Raw genomic sequence first — 26,972 nt, 5'->3', positions numbered from 1 at the left:
GCTGCTCCGGCACATCGCTCTGACCGCTAGCGGTCAGCCCGGGAGTTCGAACCCGGGGGGTGCTGTTTCCGGTAGGCCTCCCAGCTTGTACGCACCAGGGTGGGGCCATCGCTGAAGGAGGGGCTCCACTGGAGAAGGTCCCTGGCCAGGGCTGCCGAAGCCACCAGCCGGGCCGGGTCTCCGGGGCGGCGGGGGACCTCCTGGACCGGAATGGCTTGCCCGGTGATCTCCCGGGCTGCAGAGACCATCTCCTGAACGCTCAGGCCCGCCTCGCTTCCCAGGTTTACCGTGAGCGAGGCGTTCTTGCTGGTGATGTACTCCAGGGCGCGCAGGTGGGCGTCGGCCAGGTCGGTCACGTGGATATAGTCCCGCACACCCGTGCCGTCGGGGGTTTCATAATCGGTGCCAAAAATCTTCAGCTCCTGCCGCAGGCCGGCAGCAACTTCCATGATCACCGGCAGAAGGTTGGCAGGGCTTTGCTCCAGTCCGCAGACTTCTCCCTCGGGATCGTAGCCGGCGGCGTTGAAGTAGCGCAGCGCTGCAAACCGCACGCCCCGCAACTGATCGTACCAGGCCAGAAGGCGCTCGATCTCGAGCTTTGTGAAGCCGTAGAAGTTTTCCGGCCGGGTGGGGTGGTTTTCGTCGATCGGCAGGTATTCCGGCTCCCCGTAGACGGCGGCGCTGGAAGAGAACACCAGGGCTTTTACACCTGCGGCGGTCATGGCGTTGAGAATGTTCACCGTGCCGTTCAGGTTGTTGATTGCGTATTTCTCGGGAGATTCCATGGATTCTCCCGCCGCCTTGAAGGCCGCCAGATGAATCACGGCCTCCTGGCCCTGCAGGGCTGCCTCGATCTGGGCGGGGATCAAGATGTCTCCGTGAACGAAGGCCGTGTCGGGTTGCAGGTTTTCCCGGAGGCCACTGGAGAGATTATCAAAAACCGTAATGGCGTGACCTGATCGGCGCAACGCCTTCACCACGTGGCTGCCGATATAGCCGGCACCACCAATTACCAATACCTTCACGGATACAGAGCCTAGTCTGTCCTGCCGGGGCGGTCAAGTATGCCCTGGAGGGGAGGGGCGGATCGCGTCTGGACAGTTTTCGCGCCCTCGTGAATACTGGTGCTTCCGGTATAGGCCTGCGTGGATACTGATATATCTGCGCCGAAAGGAGTGTTTTGTGTCTCACGATTTTTCGATTGCCCGCTTGGGCGAGGCAACCATCCCATCGCCCATTCCCTACGCCAGCGAAAAGGGAACGGACATGGCTAACTACGTGGGTGACGACGAGCGGATCATCTTTAACCCTGCCCTGTCCCGATCTGCTTCGGAGCAGCCCGTGTCGGGCCAGAGTTTGCTTGAAGTGGCGGGGCCCCGAAGGAATATTTATTTTTCCCCGGGTCATGTCCACGCCGGGGTGATCACCTGCGGGGGACTGTGCCCGGGAATCAACGATGTTATCCGGGCAATCACCCGGTGTCTCTGGTATCGCTACGGCGTACGGCGCATTACGGGACTTCGTTTTGGGTATCCCGGGCTTCTCCCCGAGACGGCCGAGCCCACGATTGCTCTGGATCCTGATGTGGTGGATGATATCCACAAGATTGGTGGAACCGTTCTGGGATCAAGCCGGGGCGGGGGAACCCGAACGGGAGAGATTGTTGATGCGCTGGAGCGCCTGAACCTCAACATGCTCTTCACGATCGGCGGCGACGGCACCCAAAAGGGAGCACTGGCCATTGCCGAGGAGATCGAACGGCGAAATCTGCGGATAACCGTCGTGGGAATTCCCAAAACGATCGATAACGATTTCAGTTTTATCGAGCGATCCTTCGGTTTTGAGACCGCCGTGGCCGAAGCTGCTCAGGCCGTGGCAGCCGCTCACACCGAGGCTCATTCGGCGATTAACGGGATCGGTCTGGTGAAGGTGATGGGACGCGAGAGTGGCTTTATCGCGGCGCATACCGCCCTGGCGAGTCATGAGGCAAACTTTGTGCTGATTCCCGAGGTCCCTTTCTCTCTGGAGGGTGATCGAGGGCTCCTGCGGCTTCTGGAACGGCGTCTCGATGCGCGACGACACGCCGTGATTATCGTTGCCGAGGGAGCTGGTCAGGATTTGCTTCCGGATTCATCGGGCAGTGATGCCAGTGGAAACCGGAAGCTTGTCGATATTGGCCTCTTTCTGAAGGATGAAATATCCCGACACTTTGCCGATCGGGGCAAGCCCTTTACGCTGAAGTATATCGATCCCAGCTACATGATCCGGAGCGCCGTGGCGGCCCCCACGGACAGTGTCTATTGCTCGCGTCTGGGGAATAACGCTGTTCATGCGGCCATGTCGGGACGGACCAGGATGCTCGTGGGGCTTGTGAACGATTTCTTCGTCCATATTCCCATGGCTGTGGCGGTGTCGCGCCGCAAGCAGGTGGATCGCGAGGGAAATCTCTGGCGGGATGTTCTGGAGGCCACCCACCAGCCCATGCAGATCGGACAGGGCTAGGGAGCCCTGTGGCGGAAGGTGGTCAGGAATGATTGGTCAGAAAATCGGACCTGATCACCAGGTGCCAGGCAGATGACCAGGTGCCAGGCAGATGACCAAGCACATCACCAGGCAGGCGATTTAAAAAGACAAAAAAAAGGGCCGACACTGACTGTCGGCCTTTGACACCCCAGCTGATGCACGCCATGACCGTGCAGTCAATCTGGAATCCTTTGATTTTACCGCAAACGCGGTTGGAAAAAGAAGATTATGTCTCCCGTACAACGCTGGCCCCGGGCCATGCTCAGGACCAGCCTTCCTCTTTAGGTGGCGCTTCCGTCATCTTCTACCCTCCCGGGAAGGGGCCGATCCACCTTCCCTATCCACTTTAAATATCGCACACCCCCCGGGGGTTGTCAAATTTTTTGATGCTTCTTTTTGCACTTTGTGGCCTATCCGGCGTTGACTCCCAGAAGCCGCGCAAAGGCCTGGAGTTCCGCTCCGGGGGAGCCGGTAAGAAGCTCTGTGGTGAGCATTTTCCCGAGCTGGACCCCTTCCTGATCAAAGCTGTTCAGGTTCCAGGCCAGACCCTGGAACATCACCTTGTTCTCGTAGTGTGCCAGGAGTGCTCCCAGGGCCTCGGGGGTGAGCTGCTCTCCCACGATAAGGGTGGAGGGACGCCCTCCGGGAAAATGTTTGTTGGGGTTTTCGTGGGCCCGGCCTTTCGCGAAGGCCACGATCTGGGCGGCCAGGTTTGCTTTCAGCTTTGTCTGGCTTGTGGAGCCCTCGAAGGTTGTATCCTGGCCCTGCTGGGAGTCGCGGAACCCGATAAACTGGAGGGGGACCGGGGTTGTTCCCTGGTGAAGAAGCTGGTAGAAGCTGTGCTGGCCGTTGGTTCCGGGTTCGCCAAAAACCAGGGGCCCCGTCTGGTAGTTCAGGGCCTCGCCGTGGCGGTTAACGCGCTTCCCGTTGGATTCCATATCGAGCTGCTGCAGATGGGCCGGGAAGCGCGAGAGGGCCTGGCTGTAGGGCAGGACCGCTGTGGCTGCCATGGCCAGGACGTTCCGCTCGTAGAGCCCGAGGAGGGCGTCCAGGAGGGCGGCGTTTTTCCTGATATCTGGCTCCAGAGCGGCCCGGTCGGCCTGGTGGGCGCCGTCGAGAAGGCGCTGGAAGATCCGGGGGCCGAAGGCGATGCCCAGAATGACGCCTCCCACGGCGCTGGTGGCGGAATAGCGGCCGCCAATGTAATCATCGATGAAAAAGCTCTCCAGATATCCCCCGTTGTGCGCCATGGGGCTGGTTTCGGAGGTTACCGCCACGGTGTGCTTTTTAAGGTCCAGTCCCGGAGCGCGTCGTGCCGCAAGCTCGGCCACAAACTGCTCGTTTGTGAGGGTCTCCTGGGTGGTGCCGCTCTTGCTCACCAGTACGAAGAGGGTGCGCTCGAAGTCGATATCGGCCAGGACCGCTGCGGCGTCGTCGGGATCCACGTTGGAGATAAACCGGGCCTCCAGGAGCGGCTCCGATTCCGCCCGGTGCGCACGGACCCAGTCGGCCAGGGCCAGATAGAGCGCCCGGGGCCCCAGGTCAGAACCGCCGATGCCGATCTGGACCACCGTGGTGAAGGGTTTTCCTGTGGAGCCCTTCCGGGAGCCGTCGCGAACGCTCTGGGCAAACGCATTGAACCGGTTCTGCTGTTCCAGGTAGAACTCGCGCTGGTTTCTGCCTTCCAGGATGACCTCCGCACCGAGCTGACCCCGGAGGAGATGGTGCAGGACCAGGCGGTTTTCGCCGGTGTTCATGCGCTCTCCCTCGGCCAGGGCGCGATATTTTTCCAAAAGTTGCTGCTCCTGTGCCAGTTCTTCCAGAATATCCAGGGTTTTTTCTTCCAGGGGTGCTGCTGCCCAGGAGAGGGTGAGTCCCGCCGCCAGAGGGGTCTGGCAGGTTTCTACCCGTTCGGCCGTGAGGCTGGTTACGTCAAAGGGCCGGGTTTCCAGCAGCCGGTGGTAGGCCCTGGTTTGATCAAGGTTTTTGTAGGTGAGCATTGGTTCCTCCCTCAGGGAGTATAACGGAGCGACACCGCCAAAACCAACCCCGACGGAAGAATCCTCTTGCCAGAGGGGGGGGGGCGGTTCTGCCAGGTACGGTGACACGCAGGGGACCTCTGCGGTACGGTGAGGAAAATAATATTACGAGGAGCGCCGACGATGAAACCAACGCTGGTTGTTCTGGCTGCAGGAATGGGAAGCCGCTACGGAGGGGTCAAGCAGATAGACCCGGTGGGTATGAACGGTGAGGCGATCATCGACTATTCGATCTACGATGCGATCAGGGCGGGATTCAACCGGGTGATCTTTGTGATTCGCCGGGAGATCGAGGAGGACGTGAAGGCCTTCTTTGCAGGAAAGTTCCCGCCGGAGCTTCAGGTTGACTATGTGTATCAGGATCTTTCTGATCTGCCGGGAGGGGCCCAGGTTCCGCCGGGACGGAGCAAGCCCTGGGGAACGGGCCACGCCATGCTGGCAGCCCGTGATAGTGTGGATGCTCCCTTCGCGGTGATCAACGGCGATGATTTTTACGGTCGTCCCGCGCTTGTTGCCATGGCGGAGTACCTTTCGCAGCGTTCTCCCGACGATCGCGACTACGCCATGGTGGGGTACCGTCTGGACCGAACCCTCTCGGAAAACGGTACGGTCTCCCGGGGTATTGTGACTCACGATGACCAGGGGTGGCTCACCTCAATTGTTGAGCACACCAGGCTGGTGCGGCAGGGCGACCAGGGGATCGCCAGCCTGGACGATCAGGATCAGGTGGCGGAATGGTTCCAGGGCCAGGAGCCGGTGAGCATGAACCTCTTCGGGTTTACTCCGGCCGCCATGGACCAGTTCTGGCAAGAGTTCGGGGGGTTTCTGGAGGATCGCGGAGGAGAGCCCAAGAGCGAGTTTTATATCCCCTACGGCATGAACCGACTAAACCGCGCAGGAAAGGCCCGCATGAAGGTTCTGCGCAGCGATTCCGAGTGGTTCGGTGTGACCTACCAGGAGGATCGTCCCCAGGTGGTGGCCCGTATTGGTGCGCTGATCGAGGCCGGAGACTATCCCCGGGCCTTGTGGCCGTATCGGGCTTAGGGATCGTCCATCGTCCCCGGGGATTCCCGGGGATTTACGGGGATTTACGGAGCCGCCTGGTTTTGGCCGATCTGGTTCGTATCCTGATGGTCCGGATCAAGGGAAAACCCTTGCGGTTGTTCCCGGATCAGGCGGCGGCATCGTTCCACCCCCGCCTGATATTCGGGGTTGCCCGGCATCGCCTGGAGCGCCGCCTCGTAGCAACTGAGGGCCTGATGGGTCTGGTTGTCTTCCATATAGGCCTCGGCGATCAGCCCCTGGATCCACCCCTCCCGGTCCCGTTCCCAGGCGTTGTGAAAGCAGAAGATCGCTTTCCGGGTGTGGTGGTGCTCCTGGAAGACCTGGCCCAGGCGTATCCATGCGGTGGAGCGGTCCTTTTCGTCGATCGCACGATCCACAGCCCGTCGTAACGCTGCGGAGCTGCGCAGGAGATCTCCTTCTTCGATGTATGCATCGGCCCGTTTGAGCCAGGCGCTGCCGCTGAACCGCACAGGATCTGCCAGAAACTGCTCCAGCTCCTCCTTGCTATCGGTATTTTCCCCGAAGAGGTCCATCTGCTCGCTGGCGTCGGCGTCGTAGATGCGGTAGGCGATCACCGTTTTATTGGCGCGTTCCACGATATGCAACGATGCCGGGGTCTCGTCGACGATCTCGGCCTCGTAGTAGCGGAGCCCCAGCCAGGCAAGCCAGCGGCCGGCCTCTTTTTCTTCCAGCGAGGGCAGGAGCGGCGAGACCGCATCGACGGAGTCCAGGAAAGAGGTGTCCTGGTAACATCCCCGAAGCCAGCTTTTCCGTGCTCCCGGAAACCGCTTGACCAGGGGTTTTACCCACCACCAGTACGGTCCGAAATGGCGGTATTCATTTCGCTTTGCCGCAAGCCGCGGCGAAAGGTTGGTCAGGGTTTCCTCAAGTTCCCGGTCTCTCGCCGTAGCGGAGACGCCTGTGAGCAGGCTGCTGATTTGCTCTTGTGTGAAAAACACGGCTGCTCCTCTCAAAGTGAATAATAATCGCGCGTGGTACAGGCTGACACGTTTCGATGCACCGGTTCAGGTGGAGTCGGACCTTCCCAGGGTATCGACCAGATCCTGCAGTTCCCGGGCTGTCTCCTCGGGGAGATCCGAAGAGAACTCGTCCCGGATCAGTTTCAGCCCCAGGTACTCCCGTTCGGTGAGCATAATTGCGCCCTGGTAGAAGACCCCCGAGGCGAGATCGATCATGCAGGCCGCCACCTCCCGGGCTCCGTCAAGTTGATAGACCTCCACCAGGCGCCGGTATATCCGGGGTGCTGCTTCGGGAAGATTCAGGTATCGTCCGAAGGTTTCGGCACTTTCCTGGGCAAGCTTCTCCAGGTGGAATGTGGTGCGGTCCCGCAACTCGGCCAGGAAGGCGTCGCGTGGTGTCATGCCAGCTACGATAGCGGGAGAGGGGGTTCGGGTCAACGCTGTTGGCGAAAACTTTTTATCCTGAGGGGGATCTTTTCTCTCCCTCCCTGCGGTGATAGGGTTGCAATCAGGATTATCCGGGATGAACGAGGATGTACAGAGGATGCCGAGATGAAACGGGATATGGGGCCTCGCAGGGTTCATGAAGTTCTTTGCTCTGCTTCATCCAGGGTGAAGATTCCCCTGGGGGTGCTGGCGTCTCCTCCCGCGACTCCTGGCACTGCCGGAGTCTTTCTTTCCCCTCCCGGGGGAGAACCATCATCGGAGGGGCAAGGGAAGGCGTTCCGGCAGCTCCGGGGAGTCTCCCTCGCCGGAGGCGGGCAGGGCCTGTGCGCCATAATTGGCGAGATTCTGGCCGCCCAAGGGGGCTACGGAGAAGTTTCGGCTGATTCTGGTACCTTTTCCGATGAGGAGCCTCTGGCCGGGGCGATCCGTCTGGTTCTGCCTGCTTCGTTTTTTGCCTGGGCGGGAGACCGGGCGATCCTCTGGCGTTCCCTGGCCGGTGTGGCCGGCTCTGGTCAGGTCGAGGTTCGTTCCGTTGGGGTTCAGGAGATCACAGCGGCCCTGGCCGGGGCAGATCTGTCCCGCATGAAAGCTGGTGGAGCGGCGACGATCTGGCGGTGCCGGATGGGGAAGGCAGACTGGATCGTCGCGCCCTGCGGGGACGGTAGCGAGGCCTCGCTGGGGCGGGGAATGGTGCGTGTCCGGGATATCCTTCGGGGGTTGGGAGTGCCGGGCGAGCTGGACCAGACCAGGCTGGACTTCTCCAGGATTTCCCCCCAGGCGCTCCGATTGGCATCGAGATTTGTGCAGATATCATCGCCGGGGTGGAGGGTTTTCTGGCCCCAGGGGGCGCTGGAGCGGTTTCTGGGAGAGCTTCTGATGCCGGGCGACCAGGGAGATTCCGAAGCGAGGCCCTCCTTCGAGGCGCTGCAGCGGGGCGCCGCTGTGCGAATCTGTGATCGTATCCTTCGGCAGGGCGGGTTGAGCCGGATGGTGACTGCCGTACCTCGCACACAGACCGAGCGACAGAGTCGCCACGCCCTGAGAACGGTGGAAGAGCTGCTGGGGTCGGGAGGAATAGCGGCCCGAACCTTCGCAGAAACAGCCTATCGAAGCGGGGATCATTACCGGGCCATGATCCAGGTCGTGCGGGGGCTTCCCCGGTCGGGGCGGGAGCAGCTTCGGGGTGCCTTGGGACGGCGCGCCTGGGAGCAGATGGTGCTTCGCAGTTCCCGGGAGGAGTTCGGGCAGGAGCCCTGGGATGCTTTCTGTCGGGCCTGTGGTCTGCTGGCCGGCGATTTGGAACGTCGAGTTTACAGTCCCGGCCGGAGACCTCCTCCGGTGGTGGCTGCGCTGGTGCAGCGTTTTTTCGTAGCCCCCCGCCAGGAACGGCTCCAGTCGGTATGGCAGAAACAGATTGCCTCGGGTCGTCTGGCCCGGGCCCTTGAGGAGGCGCGCCTGTCCTGGCTTCGGACGGCCCTGCAACAGCTACCCCGGGCGGTGCTGGTCCAGGCCGGGTGCGGCGACTCCTCCCGGGTCCAGATGCGTATTTCCGCTGCCTTTTCGCGCCGGGGGCGGAAGATGTATCTGGAGGACGTGGCGGTGCTCCAGGAGCACCTTCGCCGAAACCAGGGCTCGCTCCGGGAGGCCCCTCCCTGGGAGGAGTTGCTGATTTCCCGTCAGGCCGTTCTCAGGGAGGCTCTCAGAGCCTGTCCTGACCGGAGGGTAACTCCTGGCTGATGATCTCCCGGGCGTGGCGGACGCTCCCGAAGAGCCAGCGGTGAAGAATCCGCTCCCTTTCCTCCCCGGAGATCTGCCAGGGAAGGGTGCTCTCTCTTAATCGTTCTGTCAGGGTATGGAGCGTCACTGCCGCCGAGACAGAGATGTTCAGACTCTCCACAAAGCCAACCATGGGAATTCGCAGGTACTCGTCGGCTTCGGCCAGGGCCGTTTCGGTGAGGCCCTCCTTTTCTGTGCCGAAGAGAAGCGCCAGAGGGCCCTTTTCCAGAGATAGTTCCCGGGGTGTTACGTCCTTGCGGTGAGGTGTTGTGGCCACAATGCGGTAGCCTCTGGCCCGAAGGGCCTGTATGCAGGCCCGGGTTGCCCTGGGTGGTTCTCCGGGATCGACTGGTTTGGCAGGGCCGGCCGGTTCAGTACAGGACAGGCCGTAGCGATGCACCGAGAGCCACTGGGAGGTGCCCAGCTCGACCCCCGGATTGATACGGTAGCGATTTCTGTTCTCTATGATGTGCACGTCCTGAACACCGAAGGCATCGCAGGAGCGGAGTATGGCGCTTCCGTTGTGGGGCTGAAAAATATCCTCCACCGCGACGGTGATGTGGCGAGTCCGGGACGAGAGGACCTGGTCCATCCGTTCCTGCCGGCGGGGAGTCACAAAGCGCCGCAGCAGGTCAATTTCGGCGAGCCGCCGTTCCCGGGATATCTCCGGTGTCTGCTCTTCCTGCTGAAGATCCCGGGGTTCTGTCTGTTCCGTATCTATCTCTGTATCCATCGGGGGGATTATTCCCGGCCCGGGGGGAGCGTGTCCACGGCTGTGGGCAGGTGTCGTTGACAACTTCTGTCAGTGGCGGGTACAACCGGGGAGGGGTGCAACCGCTCCAGGAGGGGAACCATGAAACGAGAACTCACGGGGATTCGAATCTCCCGGGTGGACAGCCGGGGTCGCGGCCGGGGAATCCATACATTGTCCGATGGACAGGAGCGGTCCGTGGCGGTCCCCGGGGCGTTGCCGGGGGATCTGATAGACGTGGGAGTGCGGGGGAGAAAAGCAGGGACAATCCAGGGATGTCTTCTTGCCCTGCACGAGACCTCACATCCCCGAAGGGAGCCCCGGTGTCCCCATTTTGGCTCCTGCGGCGGATGCACTCTCCAGGATATCTCCTACGCCGACCAGCTTCTGCTGAAGCAGGGCACCGTGGAGGCGGCCTTTCGGGAGGCTGAGCTGACAGAGCTTCTGCCGGAGATGACCCCGATTCTTGCCTCACCCCGGGAATTCCTGTACCGGAACAAGCTGGAGTTCTCCTTCGGGGCCGAACGGTGGCTCGATGAGGAGGAAATTCTTCGGGCCGAGGCGATCCCGGACCGCCGGGGGCTGGGGTTTCATGCTCCGGGCCGCTTTGATCGTGTTCTGGATCTGCGGGAGTGTCATTTGCAACCCGATCCTTCCGAGGCGATTCGTTCCTTTCTGGGGGATCTGGCTCGGGAACGGGGCTACTCTTTCTACCATGCCCGGGAGCATCGGGGGTTCTTGCGGCTGCTGATCATCCGGACGTCCCTTACGGGGGACCTCATGGTGACCATCATGTTCGGAGAAGATGATCAACAGCAGCGGGAGGAGCTTCTTCAGGCCCTGGGAGAGGCCTTTCCGGAGATTACATCCTTGAATTACGTGGTCAATACCAGCAAAAACGACAGCATCTATCCTCACCAGGTGGTGCTCTGGAGGGGAGAGCCCTTCATCACAGAGCAGTGTGGCGACCTGCGGCTCCGGATTCATCCCAAGGCGTTCTACCAGACCAACCCCGAGCAGGCTCTGAGGCTCTATCAGGCTGCGGTGGCGCTGGCGCATCTCCGGCCGGAGGATCTCCTCTTCGATCTCTACAGCGGTATCGGGAGCATCGCCCTCTACGCGGCGGGCCGGGTCAGACGTGTGGTGGGCATCGAGTCTGTGGAAGATGCTGTAGAGGCTGCCCGGGAAAACGCCCGGGGCAACGGAATCGGCAATGCCCTTTTTGAATCAGGAGAGGTGGAGAAGATCCTTCCCCAGGTGATCAGTCGCGAGGGCGCTCCCCGAGTAGTGATGGTGGACCCCCCCCGGGCGGGTATGCACCCTGCGGCGAGGAAAGCCCTGGCAACACTCGCACCGGAGACGATTGTTTATATCAGCTGCAACCCGAGAACCCAGGCGGCGGATCTCCGGGAGTTTATTCCGAACTACGAGATAGCTCACCTCCAGCCGGTGGATATGTTCCCCCAGACCCGCCATGTGGAGAATATCGTCCTGCTCCGGCGCCGGTAACGGCCGGGAAAACCCGGCCAGCCGGGAAAAGGGGGAAACGGGCAAAAAGGAGCCATCCCGACCCCGCTGGGTTTTCGATTTGAGTCTTTTTGACCCACCCTGAAAGGGTTTTTTTGACCCTGTTTCATCTTTGCCCTGTTCTCCCGGTTCTGGAAATTCCTGTCACGAAAGTTCTCCGTGACAGGTCCTGGAAAAAATCTTTTAATTCCTTGTGCTGAAAGAGTTTGTGTTGTTTTTCTTTGGCGATTTCAAAAGTTGGCACGCTTTATGCATATCTATTGTTGTACGGTGCAGCAACGGCGAGGAACCGGAAGAGACGCCGCAAGGGTCTCCGCCTCGGCCGAAATACAGAGAACCTGCACCAAAAACCAGCAGGAGGTACGCTATGAACTATGTAACGGTACGACGACCCATGACGGTGGCAGGCAACGACGGATCAGTGCTCGATTCCTTCGATCGGCTCTTCTCGTCGGTCTTCGCGAACACGCCCGGCTGGGATACCTTCAAGCCGGCCGTGGACGTCCGGGTGGAAGAGAAGGAGTATCTGGTGGAGGTTGATCTCCCCGGGATTTCCGAGGACCAGATCGATGTCCATGTAGAGGACGGGTTGCTGGTGATCGCCTCCCGCAAGGAAGAGCGGAATGTCGCCAGGAAGGAAGAGAACCAGGAAGAGTCCCGCTATGTCCTGCGTGAGCGCCGGGTTGGCGAGTTTCACCGGAGCTTCTCCCTGCCCAAGGACGCAGACCCGGAGAACATCCAGGCTACCTATCGGAACGGGGTTCTCTCGGTGGCTCTGCCCAAGAAGCCCGAGGCAAAACCCCGGCAGATCAAGATCACCCGGGGCTGAGGCCCCGGGCACGGCAGCGCTGACGTGATAGCGTTGCCGTGCTCTCGCTGACATGACAGTCATGTCAGTGCGGTCATGACAGTGTGGTCATAACAGTGCTGTCGTGCTCTGGCTGACATAACAGTGCAGAGATCACAGATTCAGCAGCGCCGCCACCTCTTCCATTGAATGGCAGACCCGGTCGGCGGCGCTCAGGTCCACCTCTCCGGAATGGGGGTTGGCAAAACCGATGCAGGTCATGCCGGCTGCTCCGGCAGCGGCCACCCCGGCCGGCGCATCTTCGATCACCAGACACTCCTCGGGGGCATACCCCAGATCTCGCGCAGCCAGGAGGAATATCTCCGGGTCCGGCTTGCTCCGTGGCAACCCGGCTCCGCTGACGGTGACGGAAAAAAAACGGCCCAGGGGGGTGTTGGCCAGGGTATACTCGATCTGCTCCATCGGTGCCGACGAGGCGATTGCCCGGGGAATCCCCCGGCACTGGAGCTGTTCCAGAAGGGCCTCAACACCCGGCACAAGGGGGACTCCCTGCTGTTCCAGAATGGCCTGGTACAGCTCCTGTTCCCGCTGAAGAAGCTCTTCCTGCGGGGTTTTCACGCCGTAGTTCCTTCTTACCAGATCCCACATATTGGGGCTGCTCATGCCCAGAAACCGGGCGTGTTCCCGGGCCGAAAGGCAAATTCCTGCTTCCCTGAAAATCTGTTGCTCCACCTGCTGATGCAGGGGCTCGCTGTCGATCAGGACCCCGTCCATGTCGAAAATAACCGCACCGGGAGGTGTCGTGACCAGGGGCTCCGAAGGAGCTGTCGAAGTTTCTCTGTCCATGGAGGTGATTCTATCAGATTCCGGAGGTTTAGGGCTCCCGGAGAAATCCTTCTTGACAGGACGTAAGCACAAGATTATTATTAAACATCAGTTTATCTTTCGATCGTTTCCCGCGAGGGGGAAAGGAGCTCTCATGACAAACCGGGAGGGGGAGATTCTCCGGATCATCGCCGAGAACCCCATGATTTCCCAGCAAGCTCTGGCCGAGCGCCTTGGAATCCAGCGTTCCTCCGTGGCCGTCCACATTTCCCGCCTCATCAGCAAGGGCCTCATTGCCGGGCGGGGCTACATTCTGGGAGGGACGCCCCCGGTGGTGGTTGTGGGTGGTTCCAACATGGATATCCAGGGGTATCCCGATCAGCCTCTGCGCCGCCGCGACTCCAACCCCGGGCGTGTCCTGCTTTCACCGGGCGGGGTTGGCCGAAACATCGCCGAAAGTCTGGCCCGCCTGGAGGTGCCGGTAAAACTACTCTCTGTTGTCGGAGACGATGATCACGGGCGTCAGATTCTGGAGTCATCCCGGACTGCGGGGGTCGATGTCTCCCACCTGCTGGTGACACAGCAGCATTCCACGGCGGTCTACCTCTCCATTCTCGACGAGACTGGCGATATGGACCTGGCCCTCGTCCAGGGCACGATCAACAGCGTGCTGGATCGGGAGTATCTGAAGCAGAAACGGAGCATCATTGAGAACGCCGCTGCCCTGGTGGTGGAGGCAAATCTCGATCAGGAGGTGATCGAGGTGCTGTGCCGCTCTGTCCAGGACGTTCCTGTCTTTGTCGATCCCGTCTCGTCGGTGAAAGCCCGAAAACTTCGGCCCCTGCTGGATGCGATCCATACGCTCAAGCCCAACGCCCTGGAAGCGCAGGAACTCACCGGTGTGGAGATCACCAGCGAAGCCGATCTGGAGCGAGCCGCCGATGTGCTGCTTCAGGCGGGGGTTCAGAACGTGGCCGTCTCCTGGGGGAGCGCTGGCACCTACTACCTCAACTCCCGGGAGAGCGGCTGGGTACGCCCCGAGGGGGTGTCCCGGGTGGTAAGCGCTACCGGCGCGGGTGATGCCTTTCTGGCAGGGCTGGTGCAGAGTTTTCTCCGGGGTGAGGAGTTTTCCCGGGGCGTTCACCACGGATCCGCCCTGGCCCGGCGCATCCTCACCGGCCAGGGTCTGTCTCCACCTCCCGGGGAGGCCCTCTCCTCGGATGTATCGAAGTGAAACGCAAAAAGAAATAATCATGTTGAAGGAGCATTGTATGAAAACGTCACACTACCAGTCGTTCCTGGATCTTCATCCCCAGGTGGCCGAGGCGATCCGTCTGGGCCAGCCCGTGGTTGCCCTGGAGTCCACAATCATCTCTCACGGTATGCCCTATCCCCGGAATGTAGAGATGGCTCGCACCGTGGAGGATCTGGTCCGCCAGGGAGGAGCTGTTCCGGCAACCATTGGAATCGTGGGGGGGCGCCTCAAGGCTGGCCTCACGGAGGAAGAGGTGGAGCTCCTGGCCAGTACTCCCGGGGTTGCCAAGGTATCCCGACGGGATTTGCCGGTCATTGTGGCCCGGTCCATGCACGGCGCGACCACGGTGGCCTCCACCATGATCGTGGCAGCCCTGGCCGGAATCGAAGTCTTCGTTACCGGCGGAATCGGCGGTGTTCACCGTGGAGCAGAACAGACCATGGACATATCGGCCGATCTGCAGGAGCTGGCACGGACCAGCGTGGCCGTGGTCTGTGCCGGGGCAAAATCGATCCTGGATATCGGTCTCACCCGGGAATACCTCGAGACCCAGGGCGTGCCCGTTCTCGGATACGGTACCGATGACTTTCCCGCCTTCTATACCCGTTCCAGCGGGTACGGCGTGGATTACCGCCTGGACTCACCCGAAGAGGTGGCCCGGGTTGTGCGGACCAAGTGGGATCTGGGTCTCTCGGGTGGAGTTGTTCTGGCAAATCCCGTGCCGAAGGAGTACGAAATGGACCCGGCCGTCATTGATCAGGCTATCGGGAAGGCTCTGGAGGAGGCTCGGGAAGAGGGAATCACGGGCAAGGAGACCACGCCGTTTTTGCTTTCCCGGGTGAAAGACCTCACCGGTGGAGAGAGCCTGGCCACGAATATTCAACTGGTCTACAACAACGCCCGCACGGGGGCAGCCGTGGCCTCGGCGCTTTCCCGGGAACGGTAACGTTCCCTGAAGGGGCGATCTGACCCGGGGAGACGCCCCGGCAGGTTGTCCTCTCCCTGGTTTCCCGCTACTCTGTGGTCCTGTAAAGGTCTTTTGGCATCGTCTCAAGGAGCCGGTGGCATCGTTTCAAGGAGCAGACTTGTGAATCCAGAGGGAAATCTCTTTTTCCAGAATACGCTCGGCCCCGAGGAGTTGCGGGTGCGTCCGGTTCCCCGGCCGGGCGATGCCAGGGATCTGCGGGGGCACTTTTTTCGGGACACCACGGCGATCATCCATTGCTACGCCTTTCGCCGGATGAAGCATAAAACCCAGGTTTTCTTTGCCCCCCGCAACGATCATATCTGCACACGCATAGAGCACGTGATGCATGTCTCCACCATCGCCGCGGGGATCTGCCGGGCCCTTCATCTCGATGTCGACCTGGCCTGGGCGATCGGCATGGGGCACGATCTGGGCCACTCTCCTTTTGGTCATCTGGGTGAGCGAATCCTCTCCCGGCTCCGGGGCGGCCAGGAGTTTCGCCACGAAATGTACAGCCTTCGCGTGGTTGATCATCTGGCGAACCACGGGCGCGGCCTCAATCTGACCTACGCCGTTCGGGACGGTATAATCAACCACTGCGGTGAGAAGTTCGAGCAGCAGCTCCAGCCGGATCACCAGATAAAAGACCTCTCGGCGATCACCACCCGGGATTATTTCCCTTCTACCTGGGAGGGCGTGGTGGTTCGCATGGCCGACAAAATTGCCTATCTGGGCCGCGATCTGGAGGATGCCATGCAGCTGGGGATGGTGCGCCCCGAGGACATTCCCCGGGAGGGGCAGCGGCTTCTGGGCACGAGCAACGCCGAGATCATCGACGCCCTGGTGAACGATCTGATCAGGACCTCTCTCGAATCGGGAGTGGTGGGTTTTTCCGACGATTTCTATCAAGCCTTTGTCCAGGTGAAGGATTTCAATTACCGCCATATCTATACCAGTCCCGCTCTCACGGGATACCACCAGTATTTCGAGCGCATTCTCTCTACCCTCTTTGCCTACCTGCGGGATATTTTTGATCGCCATGGTCTTGATCAGGAGGGGTATCGCCGGGAGCACAACACCCTGGCGGTCCGTTTCGGGGATTACCTGGAGAAGATGCGGGGGTTTTACGAGCAGGAGGCCTCTGCTCCGGAGCAGGTGGTTTTTGATTACCTTGCAGGTATGACCGACGATTTCGCGATCGAAAGCGTTCAGGAGCTGATGATGCCGCGCCAGTTCTTTTCCCAGTACGATCACCTGGAACTGGGGGTGAGGATCGAGCCCCCCCGGAGAGACTCGGGGGAACCGCGGGCGGCCGAAGAAGCAGCGGCCTCCGGGATCCAGCCGGAGCAGCCAGCGTCGCCAGAGCCGCCAGAGCCGCCAAAGCCGCCAAAGCCGCCAGAGCAGCAAGGACGCAACCATGACCTTTGAAAAGAAACCTCTCTCGCCGGCGAACTTCCTTAAAGGGCTGGCAATTGGGGCCGCCAACATTATCCCCGGTGTGAGCGGCGGGACAATTGCCGTGATAACCGGAATTTACGATGAGCTGATCGATGCCTTTGGCAACTTCTTCGGGAGTCCCGGGGGATGGCGGAAGAATCTGCTCTTCCTGTTACCTCTGGTGGGAGGAGTCCTGGTGGGGAGCGTCCTCTTTGCCCGGATGCTGGGAGTTCTCCTGGTCCATGCTCCCGGTCCTACCACCTTCGGGTTCATCGGGCTGATCCTGGGGAGCGCCCCTGCCCTGGTCCGACGGACAGGCTCATCCTCGCTGCGGCCCCTGTCGGTGCTGCTCTTCTGCGTCGGCCTGGCGGTGGTTCTCTGGATGGGGCTGGCGCCCCGGCCCGAGGTGGCGCCGCCGATCGTCCGGATCGATCCGGCCACGGGAGCACTGCTGTTCGGGGCGGCCTTTATCGCGAGTATTGCCATGCTTATCCCCGGGGTAAGCGGAAGTTTTCTGCTCCTGCTTATGGGAATGTACGGAACCTTGCGTGAGGGCTTCAGTTCACTGAATATTCCGGTGATCCTGATTTTCGCTTTGGGTACGGGAGCGGGAGTGGTGCTGGTCTCCAAACTGATTGCGGCGCTTTTAGCGCGCTTTCACGAGGAGACCTACTGGGTGATCATCGGACTTGTCCTGGGAAGCGCTGTGGCGCTTTTCCCCGGTCTCGGCTCGGGGTTCATGATTCTGGCCGATCTGGCAGGATTCCTGCTCGGCGGGGCAGCCAGTATTCTCCTGGGGACCGATGCCAGAGAGGGTTTTGCAAAGAGGAGAAGGGGCTCATGAAACGGATTCTTCTATGGGCAGCGGTGGTGCTGATCTCGGCTGCCGGAGGGGCCTGGATCTCTCTGGCCCTTACGGCCCGGTCTGTTCGGGTTCACCCCTTTTTCCAGGCTCTCCCCCAGGATCGGGCTGCTGTTATTGCCCATCGGGGCGGGTCCGGGCTGTGGCCCGAGAACACCCTGGAGGCCTTTCGCGGTGCCCTCGCAATTGGTTCTGACGTTCTGGAGATGGACGTTCACGGAACGGCCGAGGGCGAACCCGTGGTGATTCACGACGAGACCGTAGATCGCACGACCGACGGCACCGGGCGAGTTCGCTCGTTCACCCTGAAGGAACTCCAAAAGCTGGATGCCGCCCACCACTGGGAGAGCCTGCGGGACACCGGCGTGGTCGTTCCTTCCCTTCGCCAGGTCTTTGAGTCCTTCCCCCGGGAGGTTCTCATGGTGGTGGAGATCAAGGAATCAAACCCGGCCCTGACCGATGCGGTGGTAGATCTGGTTCAGGAGTTCCGCCGGGAGGAGACAACCCTTCTGGGGAGTTTCCACCAGGAGGTGCTTCAGCAGGTGCGGACCCGCGATTTCCGCCTTGCGACTCATCTGGGGCAGGGCGAGGTAATCCCCTTCATGGCGGCAGCCTGGTTTTTCTCGGAGGGTCTCTATACTCCTCCCGGGGAAGCCCTGCTTGTCCCGCCCCGGAGCGGGCTTGTCCCCGTGGCAACCAGGCGTTTTGTCCGGGCGGCCCGGAATCGGGGGGTGTTTTTTGCCGTCTGGACGGTGAACGACCCCGATCAGATGCGGCGGCTCCTGGCCCGGGGGGTTCAGGGAATCATCACTGATCGGCCCGATCTGGCTGTTTCGGCCGCAACCGACGCAGGGCTCTGACGATCGCTGGCGCAAGAAACCCGATCATCGCCAGTGTTCCCGCCAGCGCCAGGGCAACGGCAAAGATTGTGGCGACCCCCGCGAGGGAGTTGGCGATCTCCGGATCGGCCAGGTAAAAGCCCCCCAGACTTATCATGACCGTGCCTCCCAGGAGCTTGATCCACCGGGCCTGGCCCTCGCCAAAGCGGAGGCGATTCAGTGTTACCAGGGCGGTGCTCACAATCCCTATCTCGATCAGTAGATACACCAGGATATAGAGGGTCAGGAGCAGTGCAAAAAACCCTCCCGGGAGCCCCTGGCTCCCGGCTGCACTGGTGACGGTGCGGCTCCAGATCAGGGGGAATCCCGCTGTGCAGGGTAACTCTGCCAAGGCAATTCCTCCGGCAAAGAGGGCTGTCATTCCCGCAAGTCCCGCAGGCGATGCCGTGGTAACCGCCAGAGCCCTGGTCGCTGCGGTGATCGGGCGGCGAAAAGCCTGGGGAATAGCCAGGGAGAAACCCCGATGGAAGGCAAAGAAGTCTTTGCCGTTGATGATCCCCATGCCCACGGCGATGGTTCCCACCAGAATCCGCAGGGGCAGAGACGCTCCGGCGATGGTGAAGATATTCAGAAGCCCCAGAATAAAGGCCCCGTAGATCGTGGCAGTTACCAGAAGGAAGACCCCTCCCACCAGCAGGATCCGCCTGCGGGACCGGCTGTGCGCTATAAGCCCCAGCAGAAGCGTCAGCACCCAGAGCGAGCAGGGGTTGAACCCGTCAACAAAGGCGATCGCCGCTGTTATCGCCACAAGACTGGTGCCTTCAGGAGTGAGGGTTCCAAAAAAGGGCAGGGTCAGTTCCCTGGAGGGGGTTCCCCCCTGAAGGGCCTCTTCAATCTGCCGGGCGATAGTCTCGTTAAAGCCGAGCCAGGCCTGGTCCTCAAAGAAAAACTGGGGCACGCCCGCGCTGGAAAGACCGTAGTGGTTAAGGGTCTCGCGAAATATCTGGTGGTGGCCCTGGTCCTGGAACACCTCGTAGCGTTCTATCCGGATCTGGGGGTAGCGCTGTTCCAGCCGGTCCAGGAGCGGCTTTGCCAGTTCGCAGTGGGGGCATCCCACGCCCCAGAAGAAGCGAAGGACTCCCGGAGCCCCGGGGGATTTCGATGTCCCGGTTTGTTCCGCAGCGATGGTGCCGGGATGGCGCGTTTCCATGGCCTCCGGGTTAAAGGGCCTGAACTCCTCCCGGTCAAGAAAGAAAATCACCTCCCGGGGCAGCATCTTCTCTATGGCGTAGTTTCCCTGGTAGGCGTTGTTGCCGATAAAAAGCACCGGCGGTGTCCGATAGGAGGTGTCCATCCGGGCCAGCATCTCCGTAGCTCGGGCCTCCTCCCGGGGGTTCAGAATATCGTAGGCATCTACAGCAAAGGTAACGCCGAAAAAATCCTCCAGGGCAGGGATCGTCCGCTCCAGGATCGTGTCGCAGTGGGCGCAGCTGATGTCCCCGAAGTAGGTCAGGGGTATCCTTGTCTCGGCCCCCAGGGGTGGCGCCAGGGACGGCGCGAGGACGAGCAGGAAGGGAAGGGCGAGGGAAAGGGCCTGGGCGATCCGTCTGGTCCTGCCAGCTCCGCCGGCCTCGCTCACGGTTCTAGAGCGCATTGTCCTGGGTTTCATAGTCCTCGAGTATAGGGGGCAGTGGGACCGAATCGTCAAGGGTCGCTTTCATCCAGCCCCGGAGGGAGTTCCCCAGATAGAGCGATACCTTGCCCTGCAGGACTTCTTCAAGCAGGCGCAGTGGGAGAACCTCCTCCACCAGAGGCATCCCCTTGGGGGTCCAGGGGCGGCGTCCCGGAGGCGGATGGAGCAGCTCCTCCCGAAACACTCCCGGCAGAAGCCCCTCGGAAAGGGGCGGCGTGGCCAGGTAGGGCCGGGCCGCATGGGGGGGCTTCCGTTCCAGAAAGATCGAGGTGGTACACCCCTCGGTGAGATTCCCCCGGGTATTAAAAAGGAGCACCTCCCCGGCCTCGGGACGGGAGGCCAGATGGTGTTCGTAGAGCTCCCGCCGGGTGGTCTTGTGGTACAGCCAGGGATTATCCGGCGAGACAGGACTTGTGGCCAGGGCAGTGCGCCGCCGGGGAAGGGGCTCCCCGGGCTGACCCTCGGCGGGAGAACAGGTCGCCTCCGGCAGAGGAGTCCCCTCGATCTCCAGGCGCGGCCCCAGGATAAGACGAACCCGCCAGTCCCGGGAGACCTGCGGGGGATCTTTCGGGGAGGTCTCCCGGGGCGGTTCAAGGGCAGCGCTGATCGCCTCGTGAAGGCTGGTGTGATCCCGGAACTCCCGGGGAAGGGTCATATTGAAGTAGCGGGCGCTCTCCCTGGCCCGTTTCAGGTGCCCTTCAAAGCGGGTCACCCCCCGGAGGCGGTTCCATCGAACCGTTTCCAGCAACGCAAAGGGTGGGTCCGGAACTCTCAGAATTGATGCCTTGGTGGCACACTCCTGGTATTCCCGATGAGGATCCGAATCCCAGACGATCCCGCTTCCCACGCCAAACCGGGCGGTGCCTGTGGCCAGATCAACCTGGACCGTTCGAATAGCCACGTTGAGGCGCAATCGCCGGCCTGATTCTATGATTCCCACGGAACCGGTATATATCCCCCGGGGTTCATCCTCAAGGGTGCGGATCAGCTCCATGGTGCGCTGTTTCGGGGCCCCCGTGATGCTGGCGCAGGGAAAGGTTGCTTCCAGGAGGTCCGGCAGGGTAGCTTCGGACTCGGCGGTCACGGAAGAGACCATCTGAAGCACCCGGGGGTATCGCTCGACGGAAAAGAGTTCCGGCACCCGCACCGATCCGATCCGGGCGATCCGTCCCAGGTCGTTTCGTATCATATCGGTGATCATCAGGTTTTCTGCCCGCTCCTTGGGGCAATGGCGCAACCGTTCAAGATGGACCTGGTCTTCCCGGAGAGTGCGGCCCCGCCGGGCGGTTCCTTTCATGGGGAGGGCCTGCAGATGTGTCCCCTGGCGGTGCAGGAAGAGTTCCGGCGAGGCCGAGAGGAGAGCCTGACCTCCCTCCATCTCCAGAAAGGCCGCGTAGGCACCGCCCTGGGCTGCGCAGATATCGAAGAAGAAGGCTCGGGGATCGCCCGAGAAGGATGTTCGCAGTGGAAAGGTGAGGTTTATCTGGTAGGTCTCACCCGCAGCGAGATACTCCTTTACCCGGAGAACCTTTTCCCTGTAGGCCTGAGCCTCCAGAGAGGGCTCCCAGGTGCCTGTGGTGTAGCCCTCGCCCCGGGGCGGGTCCCCGGGATGAAAGGGCTCCCGGCTGGCAAAGAAGGTAAAGCACAGAAGGGGCGTTTCTGCCGGCGGGTGTACCGCCAGCCCGTAGGCGCAACCCGCTTCGTACGAGATAAACCCCACCGCCGGAAGATGCAGTTTTTCGGCACGATCCTCGAGCCGGGCCAGGGCAGCAGGAACTCTCCAGGCTGCCTCCCGGGGTTCGCAGGGGGGGACGAAGACCGTCTCCAGAGGGTCCGAGAACCGCTCCCATCGGGTGGGTGCCGTCTTGAGTAGTGCCTCCCTGATCATAGGATCAAACCAGTTCGCTCACCACGGGGATGCCCGCCTTCAGGGCGGTGGTTTTTATTGCCATGATCTGATCGTTAAAGCGGTCCAGCTCCAGGACGATCTGGTATCGGCGCAGCGTCCAGAGGGGGAACAGGGCGAGCCGGAGTAGCCACGGTTCCCGGCAACGCAGGGTTCGTGGTTCCCGCACCTGGAAGGCCACCTTGGGCCGATCCAGGGTCGCGTAAATGCGAATCTCCTGGATCTCCTCGAACCGGAGCATTCCCAGGGCGACGGCGGGGTCGCAGAGCGCGAAACCATCCTCCCGAATGGTCATGACCACCGAGCGCCGGGCCGCCTGGTACCAGGAAAAGAGAAAGAGCACGCTGAAGGCCACAGCGGCCCCCCCGTAGGGAAGAAGCGGGCGACTGGAGTTGACCAGGGTTGTGATCGAGAGAAGTGCTCCGGCCAGTGCTACTGCCGAGAGCATCCGGTAACCTCGGGAATGGCCGTAGATCGGAGTTCCCTCATCCATAAGATTCCCTTTGTGGCAGTTCATCAGATTCTGAGGATACCTCTCTTGAGGCATCTGGTAAACGGTCTCTGGTTCCTCAGAAAAAAACTCCTGGAAGGTTGTACCCTGAGGGCAAGGCGAGTAAAATACGTCTTCCATGAAAAAGATCATCATTCTCGGGGCCTGCGTCGTCGGGGCGCTGGTTTTCCTGGTTGCAGGGGGGCTCTTCTTTGTGAGGCAGCAACTCTACAGCCCTCTCTGGACAGGAGACGCCCAGGAAGCTCCTGAAATTATTGTTGAAGTTCTCCCCGGCCAGGGGTTGCGCCAAGTCTCCAGAGAGCTTGCTGCGGCAGGGCTTGTTCCCAGCGCCAGGTTGCTGGAGTGGTACGGCCGTCACCAGGGATATCAGACCCGCCTCCAGGCTGGCCGCTACCAGGTTTCGCCCGTTTTTGCTCCCGTGGAGATCATGCGTGAAATTGTGGCGGGGAACGCCGTCTTCGAGGAAATCACCATCACCATTCCCGAGGGCTGGACCCTGGAACACATCGCGATCCACCTGGAAGAGATCGGCCTCTTTGAGGAAGATCGATTTCGCCAGGCGGCGGTAATGCAGGAACGCTACAGAGACCTGGCATTCCTGGAGGCTCTGGAAGAGGGGGATCTCCTGGAGGGGTATCTCTTTCCCGCAACCTACCGGGTATTCCCCGAAAGCACTCCCGAGAGCGTGGTTCGCAGGATGCTTGGAACTTTCGGAAACCGTGTCTCGCCCCGGTTGCGTCAGGAAATAGCCGACCAGGGACGGCGTCTGCACGATGTGATCACTCTGGCCTCGATTGTGCAGAAAGAATCAGCAGGCGTTGGGGAAATGCCCGATGTGGCCGGGGTCTTCTGGCACCGCCTTCAGATCGGCATGCGCCTGGAATCGGATGCAACGGTGAACTATGTCCTGGGAACAAACCGGCGGCAGCCCACCTTTGCCGACACAGCGGTTCAGCACCCCTACAATACCTACCGGAACGCCGGGCTCCCGCCGGGGCCGATCGGAAACCCCGGAATGGATGCCATTCTGGCGGCAGTTCATCCGGCTGACACGGCGTACCTCTTTTTTCTTCACAAGACCAACAACGAGATCGTTCTCTCTCGGACCTTTCGGGATCACCTGGCGGCCAAGGCTCGTTACCTGGATTAACAGCTAACAGCAAGTCAAAACTAGAAACCGCAAGAGACGATGCGCGTTTTGCGCCCCTCTGGAAAAACCAGGGGGCGTAAGGCACGCGCGGATCAGGGGGTCGGCGAGAGCGCTTCCTGGGGAATCTCCTCCGAAAGAGGTTTCAGGGCATCCTCCGGCGAGGCAGGACCCTGATCGGGGGCTTGCCCGGAAGTCTGATCGGAGGAAAACTGAGGCATGATCGGATCGGGAAGAGAGGCCCAGCCCCGGGCACCCCGATCCATTTCGGTCCCGCTCAGAAGAGCATTTCTGAGATTCCTCATCTCCCGCTCCACCGCCTCGGGAACCCCGATCACCGTAATGGATTGCTGCCGATCCTGGTGGGGCCCTCTCTTCAGGGCCTCCTGGATCAGATCGTTTTGGGGGACCTCCCCGGGAGGAAGCGCCCCGTACCAGGTGCCCTCCAGTCCGATCTCCCGCTGGAGCCCTGCTGCATCGATCACGTAGACGTGATCCATATCAGTGGCGATCCAGGCGAACCCCTTGATGCGAACGATACCGGGCCATTCCTGGTTCAGCCATTGATCAAGCCGCTCCGGATGGAAGGGGCGAAGCTCTTCAAGCTGGCGAGCAACCAGGGGGTAGTGGTTGGGGTTGCTCAGGTGTGCCCTGGAGGGAGCGGGATGGTTTTTCCGGCGGCCCGTGTTTATCAGCAACTCCGGATCGACCCTGCCGAACTCCGTCGATACCCAGGTAATATCCCGCCGGATCGATTTGAGAATCCGCCGTGCCCCCAGACGGGAGAAGACCGTGGAGCGATCCAGTTTGTTCAGCACCACCAGATCCGCTGCCGCTATCTGATCGGTCAGGACTGGCCGGAGCAGGCGATCCTTCCACCACAGGGAGAGAGCTCCACCGTCGGCAACGGCGATGATGGTGTCGAGCCGCACCCGTTCTGCCAGATCTTCCTCTTGCCGGAGTGCCTCGGCCAGCGCCAGAGCGGGTGATCCTCCTGAGGTTTCCAGGAGGATTGCCTCGGGTGGATGTTCCCGGGACGCCAGGGCCCTGATCTCTTCCAGGAGAAGCTCCAGCTTGCCTGCGCCGACCCTGCCCCCGGTGATGGTGCGGACCATCTCGTCGGACTCCATGGCAATATGCTCTCCGCCCCGCAGGAACGCTGCGTCCACGCTGCGGGCAGCCATATCGTTTACAATTACCGCGATCGAACGATCGGGAGTGTTATCCAGAAGATGTGCAATCAGGGATGTTTTTCCGGATCCAAGAAATCCGGTTACAACAGTAATGGGAATCATGGAGGAAGCATAGCAAAGAACTTCAAATGTTGATAGCGGTCGGACAGACAAAGGCGCCGCACCGAAGGAGGGTACGGTGCGGCGCCGGAAAGGGTGCTGTACAGCCGGTTCTGTTAGAGACCGAGGCTCTTCAGGTATTCCCGGTTGCGCCGGGCGCAGTCAACGGGGCTTCCCATGCCGGGGAGAACGTCCTGCTCCACAACAATCCAGCCCTCGTAATTGCGGCGGCGGATCTCCTGGGTGATCGCCTCAAAATCCACTACGCCCTTGCCGAGTTCGCAAAACACACCGTTCTGGACCGACTCGAAGTAGTCCCATCCCTTTTCCCGGGATGCAGCGGCAACTGCTGCGGAGCAGTCCTTGTAATGGATGTGCTGGATGCGGTCCCAGAAGAGCTTGATTGCCGCCTCGGGATAGCCGCCACCGAAGCGGTAGTGGCCCATATCAAGGACCAGACCCAGGGCGTCTGCGGGAGTATCCATCAGAAGGCGTTCGATCTCACCGGGGGTTTCCACATAACCTGCGCAGTGATGATGAAAAACCGTGCGCAGCCCTGTCTTGTCCCGCACCTGGCGTGCAAAGGACTCAACTCCGGCGCGTACGTTCTTCCAGCCCTCCTCGGGGAGAAGCAGATCGGGTGTTACCCGGCCAGCGGCCTTGGTTCGGGCGGGAACGGAGCCATTGTTGTCGGCCAGAACGATAAAGGCATCCTTGAAACCGGCATCGGCCATGAGCTTTGCCGTTTTGATTCCCACCTCGATCCCCTCGGCGTGAGCGTTCTCGTCGCAGAGCGCCACCGGCACGAAGGCGCCTACCAGGTCGATCTCCCGGCTGGTCAGCTCTTCCCGAAGCTTTGCAGGGTCGGTGGGCATATATCCCCAGTCACCCAGCTCTGTTCCTTCGTATCCTGTATCCTTGAGTTCCTTGAGAAACTGCTCGTATCCTGCGGTCTCTCCCTCAAGCTCGAACTCCAGTACGCCCCATGAGCAGGGGGCATTTCCTACTTTAATCATCTCTGGTCTCCTTCCGTGATGTCCTGTTGCGGGTGGCGTGGCCACGCGCTCCGGTGGCCGGGGATCTTGCAATCCTGGAGCACAGCCGAAGCGTCTGGGAGCAGTATAGGCCCAAGAAGCCGAACGCGCAAGGAATTTTTTGGAAACGTTTGCAAAAAATTCCTTGACTGTCGGGGAATTCGGCCCTAAGCTGTGACGTATCGTGAGTAGACCATGAACAGATCAATCGTGAAGCACCCCGAAGAGAGAAACATCCCGGAGCAGAGCTGGTGACGATCAAGGATATCGCCAGGATTGCCCGGGTCAGCGTTTCCACGGTCTCCCGCAGTCTCAACGACAGCCCCCTGGTTGCGGAGTCAACCAGGCGCAGGATCAAGGCGATCGCCGAAGACCGGGGGTTCGAGTTCAACTCGGGGGCCCGGGGCATGGTCACTCAAAGCGTGGGCACCATCGGGGTCATCCTTCCCGACGAGTACGACGAGTTTCATATGCAACTCTACCATAGCGGTCTCCACAATGCCCTGCGGCGCGCCCTGGAACGGGCCGGCCTCGACCTCATCGTGGGGTTTGCGCGCAACCGTTTCGACGGGAGTGACAACGTGACGCGCATAGTGCGGCGGAAAAAGGTGGACGGTCTCATTATCATGGGCTCCTGCCTGGAGCGGGAGACCGAGCACTACCTTCAGGAGACGCGCACCTCCTACGTCTTCTCTCACTATCCGCCTCCCGAGCCCCGTCCCGACGTGGACTGGGTCTATGTGGATCACGAGAAGGGCGGCATGCTGGTGGGGGATCATTTTTTGAACCGTGGCCACAGGAAGATCGTCGTCCTGGGGGATCCGGCCCTGGGGCTCGAGTTCGAGCAGCGCCTGCGGGGAATGGAGAAAGCCCTGGCCCTGGCAGAACCGTCTGCGGAGATTCGGATCATCCCGGGCGAACCCTCGATCAAGGGAGGGTTTCGTCTGGTTCTGGCCCACCAGGCAGAACTAAACCGGTGCGACGCCCTCTTTGCCATGAACGATCTTATGGCGATCGGCGCAATGCAGGCCCTGACCGTTGAAGGGGTCTCGGTTCCCCGGGATCTTCCCGTGGTGGGCTACGACGACATCCCTCTGGCAGAGAGCCTGCACCCCTCGCTCACCACGGTACGGCAACCCTCGGAAGAGGTTGCCTTCATGACCTGCGAGCGTCTGATCGAGATGATCGAAGATAAAAGTCGGGGCCGGGCCCACCAGCCCCGACACGTTGCGCTTCAGCCCCAGCTCATCCTTCGGGAAAGCAGCCCCGGCTGCGAACGCCGATGAGA

At 61.1% G+C, this 26,972-nt stretch carries 23 protein-coding genes; 12 read left to right on the top strand and 11 right to left on the bottom strand.

Annotation, left to right across the window (positions count from 1 at the left end; genetic code table 11):
• Window positions 1-26: 26 nt before the first annotated feature.
• A complete protein-coding gene (gene galE, locus BW950_RS05645) occupies window positions 27-1,025 on the bottom strand; it encodes a UDP-glucose 4-epimerase GalE (protein WP_076488326.1) in 999 nt (332 codons plus the stop codon).
• Window positions 1,026-1,182: 157 nt separating this feature from the next.
• On the opposite strand from galE, the gene BW950_RS05640 reads away from it, so the two are divergent.
• Complete coding sequence (locus BW950_RS05640; protein WP_094336458.1) at window positions 1,183-2,502, top strand: ATP-dependent 6-phosphofructokinase; 1,320 nt, start codon at window positions 1,183-1,185, stop codon at window positions 2,500-2,502.
• A gap of 431 nt (window positions 2,503-2,933) precedes the next feature.
• Here BW950_RS05640 and BW950_RS05635 read toward each other — a convergent pair whose 3' ends face one another.
• On the bottom strand, window positions 2,934-4,523 hold the full coding sequence (locus BW950_RS05635) for a glucose-6-phosphate isomerase (protein WP_076488324.1): 1,590 nt from the start codon (window positions 4,521-4,523) through the stop codon (window positions 2,934-2,936).
• A gap of 162 nt (window positions 4,524-4,685) precedes the next feature.
• On the opposite strand from BW950_RS05635, the gene BW950_RS05630 reads away from it, so the two are divergent.
• Complete coding sequence (locus tag BW950_RS05630) at window positions 4,686-5,606, top strand: nucleotidyltransferase family protein (RefSeq protein ID WP_076488323.1); 921 nt, start codon at window positions 4,686-4,688, stop codon at window positions 5,604-5,606.
• A 44-nt stretch (window positions 5,607-5,650) separates the two neighbouring features.
• On the opposite strand, the gene BW950_RS05625 is transcribed toward BW950_RS05630, so the two are convergent.
• Both BW950_RS05625 and BW950_RS05620 read right to left on the bottom strand, forming a co-directional pair.
• Complete coding sequence (locus BW950_RS05625) at window positions 5,651-6,586, bottom strand: tetratricopeptide repeat protein (RefSeq protein WP_076488322.1); 936 nt, start codon at window positions 6,584-6,586, stop codon at window positions 5,651-5,653.
• Between the two features lie 66 nt (window positions 6,587-6,652).
• The gene (locus tag BW950_RS05620) at window positions 6,653-7,009 is read right to left on the bottom strand and encodes a hypothetical protein (protein ID WP_143559134.1); all 357 of its coding nucleotides are present in this window, start codon (window positions 7,007-7,009) and stop codon (window positions 6,653-6,655) included.
• Window positions 7,010-7,159: 150 nt separating this feature from the next.
• Between BW950_RS05620 and BW950_RS05615 the strand changes: the two genes are divergently transcribed.
• Window positions 7,160-8,791, top strand: a complete 1,632-nt coding sequence (locus tag BW950_RS05615; RefSeq protein WP_076488320.1) for a hypothetical protein — start codon at window positions 7,160-7,162, stop codon at window positions 8,789-8,791.
• Here BW950_RS05615 and BW950_RS05610 read toward each other — a convergent pair.
• Window positions 8,754-9,563: a TrmH family RNA methyltransferase gene (locus tag BW950_RS05610; protein ID WP_083943762.1), complete on the bottom strand. Its 810-nt coding sequence runs from the start codon at window positions 9,561-9,563 to the stop codon at window positions 8,754-8,756. The genes BW950_RS05615 and BW950_RS05610 overlap by 38 nt on opposite strands.
• A 120-nt stretch (window positions 9,564-9,683) precedes the next feature.
• Here BW950_RS05610 and rlmD point away from each other — a divergent pair, with 120 nt between their 5' ends.
• Both rlmD and BW950_RS05600 read left to right on the top strand, forming a co-directional pair.
• On the top strand, window positions 9,684-11,090 hold the full coding sequence (gene rlmD, locus BW950_RS05605; RefSeq protein WP_076488319.1) for a 23S rRNA (uracil(1939)-C(5))-methyltransferase RlmD: 1,407 nt from the start codon (window positions 9,684-9,686) through the stop codon (window positions 11,088-11,090).
• A 385-nt stretch (window positions 11,091-11,475) separates the two neighbouring features.
• Window positions 11,476-11,937 (top strand): Hsp20/alpha crystallin family protein, encoded by a 462-nt coding sequence (locus BW950_RS05600; RefSeq protein WP_083943761.1) that lies wholly within the window; start codon window positions 11,476-11,478, stop codon window positions 11,935-11,937.
• Window positions 11,938-12,069: 132 nt separating this feature from the next.
• On the opposite strand, the gene BW950_RS05595 is transcribed toward BW950_RS05600, so the two are convergent.
• Window positions 12,070-12,762 (bottom strand): HAD family hydrolase, encoded by a 693-nt coding sequence (locus BW950_RS05595; RefSeq protein WP_076488317.1) that lies wholly within the window; start codon window positions 12,760-12,762, stop codon window positions 12,070-12,072.
• Window positions 12,763-12,895: 133 nt separating this feature from the next.
• On the opposite strand from BW950_RS05595, the gene BW950_RS05590 reads away from it, so the two are divergent.
• The 5 genes from BW950_RS05590 (at window position 12,896) to BW950_RS05570 (ending at window position 18,122) form a co-directional block, all read left to right on the top strand.
• A complete protein-coding gene (locus BW950_RS05590; protein WP_159438730.1) occupies window positions 12,896-13,975 on the top strand; it encodes a PfkB family carbohydrate kinase in 1,080 nt (359 codons plus the stop codon).
• Window positions 13,976-14,012: 37 nt separating this feature from the next.
• Window positions 14,013-14,942 (top strand): pseudouridine-5'-phosphate glycosidase, encoded by a 930-nt coding sequence (locus BW950_RS05585; RefSeq protein ID WP_076488315.1) that lies wholly within the window; start codon window positions 14,013-14,015, stop codon window positions 14,940-14,942.
• A gap of 141 nt (window positions 14,943-15,083) precedes the next feature.
• A complete protein-coding gene (locus tag BW950_RS05580) occupies window positions 15,084-16,391 on the top strand; it encodes a deoxyguanosinetriphosphate triphosphohydrolase family protein (protein WP_234969031.1) in 1,308 nt (435 codons plus the stop codon).
• Complete coding sequence (locus BW950_RS05575; protein WP_076488314.1) at window positions 16,381-17,244, top strand: DUF368 domain-containing protein; 864 nt, start codon at window positions 16,381-16,383, stop codon at window positions 17,242-17,244. Before BW950_RS05580 ends, BW950_RS05575 begins: the two co-directional genes overlap by 11 nt.
• Complete coding sequence (locus BW950_RS05570; RefSeq protein ID WP_076488313.1) at window positions 17,241-18,122, top strand: glycerophosphodiester phosphodiesterase family protein; 882 nt, start codon at window positions 17,241-17,243, stop codon at window positions 18,120-18,122. Before BW950_RS05575 ends, BW950_RS05570 begins: the two co-directional genes overlap by 4 nt.
• Here BW950_RS05570 and BW950_RS05565 read toward each other — a convergent pair.
• Genes BW950_RS05565 through BW950_RS05555 form a run of 3 tightly spaced genes read right to left on the bottom strand, consistent with a single transcriptional unit; the run spans window position 18,070 to window position 22,217 of the window.
• Entirely contained in the window at window positions 18,070-19,755 is a 1,686-nt protein-coding gene (locus tag BW950_RS05565) for a glutaredoxin family protein (protein ID WP_143559133.1), read from the bottom strand. The genes BW950_RS05570 and BW950_RS05565 overlap by 53 nt on opposite strands.
• Window positions 19,745-21,682 (bottom strand): aminodeoxychorismate synthase component I, encoded by a 1,938-nt coding sequence (pabB, locus tag BW950_RS05560; RefSeq protein WP_076488311.1) that lies wholly within the window; start codon window positions 21,680-21,682, stop codon window positions 19,745-19,747. The genes BW950_RS05565 and pabB overlap by 11 nt, the downstream gene beginning before the upstream one ends.
• Before the next feature lie 4 nt (window positions 21,683-21,686).
• A complete protein-coding gene (locus BW950_RS05555; RefSeq protein ID WP_143559132.1) occupies window positions 21,687-22,217 on the bottom strand; it encodes a hypothetical protein in 531 nt (176 codons plus the stop codon).
• Between the two features lie 112 nt (window positions 22,218-22,329).
• Here BW950_RS05555 and mltG point away from each other — a divergent pair, with 112 nt between their 5' ends.
• A complete protein-coding gene (gene mltG / locus BW950_RS05550; RefSeq protein WP_076488309.1) occupies window positions 22,330-23,361 on the top strand; it encodes an endolytic transglycosylase MltG in 1,032 nt (343 codons plus the stop codon).
• 92 nt (window positions 23,362-23,453) lie between these two features.
• Here the strand turns inward: mltG and BW950_RS05545 are convergent, their stop codons facing one another.
• Together BW950_RS05545 and BW950_RS05540 are read right to left on the bottom strand one after the other, a co-directional pair.
• Window positions 23,454-24,653 (bottom strand): CobW family GTP-binding protein, encoded by a 1,200-nt coding sequence (locus BW950_RS05545; protein ID WP_076488308.1) that lies wholly within the window; start codon window positions 24,651-24,653, stop codon window positions 23,454-23,456.
• A gap of 113 nt (window positions 24,654-24,766) precedes the next feature.
• Entirely contained in the window at window positions 24,767-25,666 is a 900-nt protein-coding gene (locus BW950_RS05540) for a sugar phosphate isomerase/epimerase family protein (RefSeq protein WP_076488307.1), read from the bottom strand.
• A gap of 269 nt (window positions 25,667-25,935) precedes the next feature.
• Between BW950_RS05540 and BW950_RS05535 the strand changes: the two genes are divergently transcribed.
• The gene (locus BW950_RS05535) at window positions 25,936-26,970 is read left to right on the top strand and encodes a LacI family DNA-binding transcriptional regulator (protein WP_083943759.1); all 1,035 of its coding nucleotides are present in this window, start codon (window positions 25,936-25,938) and stop codon (window positions 26,968-26,970) included.
• Window positions 26,971-26,972 lie beyond the last annotated feature (2 nt).

Origin of the sequence: Alkalispirochaeta americana (assembly GCF_900156105.1) — a bacterium.
In the GTDB taxonomy this organism is placed as follows: domain Bacteria; phylum Spirochaetota; class Spirochaetia; order DSM-27196; family Alkalispirochaetaceae; genus Alkalispirochaeta; species Alkalispirochaeta americana.
Note: the sequence above shows the minus strand (reverse complement) of the source record. Positions and strands in the feature narration are given on the sequence as shown.